General features: G+C 67.2%; 1 protein-coding gene. It reads right to left on the minus strand.

The window, feature by feature from the left end; all coding sequences use genetic code 11:
• The coding region (locus JHD07_RS25225) for a GTP-binding protein (protein ID WP_291626966.1) at window positions 1–1,380 on the minus strand (1,380 nt) is incomplete at its 3' end.
• Between the last annotated feature and the right edge of the window lie 21 nt (window positions 1,381–1,401).

The raw sequence follows: 1,401 nt of genomic DNA on the forward strand, positions 1-1,401 counted from the left end.
CCAGACCACGGCGCCGTTGTGCTGATAGCGCGCGGAACGCTCGTCGGGCCGCAGCGCCGATTCCACCGGCACGATGTCAACCGGCACGGCGCGCTGGCCGGCATCGACCGACAGCACCAGCCCACCGCCGGCGATGCGCCCGGACACCTCGATCACGAGGCGGCCGGTGCGCGGATTTTCGGTGTAGGGGTCGGTGGCAATTGGAGTCGAAAGAGAGATATCGATCTCGCCGACATGGTTGCGGCCGATCGCCGTGTTCTCCGTGCTCGACAATTCGCCAGGATCAACCGCCTTCTCAATGGCGACCACGGTGGCGCGGCTTTCCTTCGGCCCGCAGCGCACCAGCAGCTGGTCACCCTTGGCGAGCGGCTTGCCGTGCAGCCAGAAGATGCGTGCGCGCAGCCGCCGCGTCTCGCGCGGCGCGGTGCCGGCATGTGCGATGATGTCGCCGCGCTCGACGAACAATTCGCGGTCGAGCGTGATGCCGACCGAGCGCCCGGCGCCCTGACGGCCTGCTGCCGGCGTTACCGGCCAGCTCTCGACCGTCTTGATCTTCGCGATCTTGCCGGCCGGCATGATCACGATCTCGTCGCCGGCAATCAGGCTGCCGGATTCGATGCGGCCCGCCACGATGCGGCGATCATCAAACTTGTAAATCGCCTGCACCGGCAGCCGCAGCGCCAGCGCCTCCAGCGGACGCGCCGGCTCGAGGCGGTCGAGCGCCTCGACCACGGTCGGCCCCTTATACCAGCCGATCCGGTCGGTGCGCTCGGCGACGCCGTCGCCGTCCCGCGCCGAGATAGGGATCACGGCCGTGGGCGTCACGCCGAGACCGTTCAGATGCGCCGAAATCTCGTCGCTGATCGCCTTGAAGCGTGCCGCGGAAAAATCGACGCGGTCCATCTTGTTGACGACGACGGCCACCTGCTTCACGCCGAGCAGGTGCAGAAGATAGCCGTGCCGCCGAGTCTGGTCGCGCACGCCTTCGAGTGCGTCGATGATCAGCACCGCGCCGTCGGCCTGCGAGGCGCCAGTGATCATGTTCCGCAGGAACTCGGCATGGCCGGGCGCGTCGATCAGTACGATGTCGCGCGAATTGGTTCGGAAGCGGATCTGCGTGGTGTCGATGGTGATGCCCTGGTCGCGCTCGGTCTGCAGCGCATCGAGCAGGAACGACCATTCGAACGGCATGCCACGTCGCGCGCTGACTGCCTTCAGCATCTCCAGCTTACCCTCGGGCAGGCTGCCGGTCTCGTGCAAGAGGCGGCCGACCAGCGTCGACTTGCCGTGATCGACATGGCCGACGATGACGATGCGCACTTGCGGGCGCGTCGTGCCGTTCGGGGTGGCGGATGAAGTCGGAGTGACGAGCATGTTCATGGCCGCGTGGCGTCCTTGAGG

Source organism: Bradyrhizobium sp. (assembly GCF_016462955.1).
Taxonomy (GTDB): Bacteria; Pseudomonadota; Alphaproteobacteria; order Rhizobiales; family Xanthobacteraceae; genus Bradyrhizobium.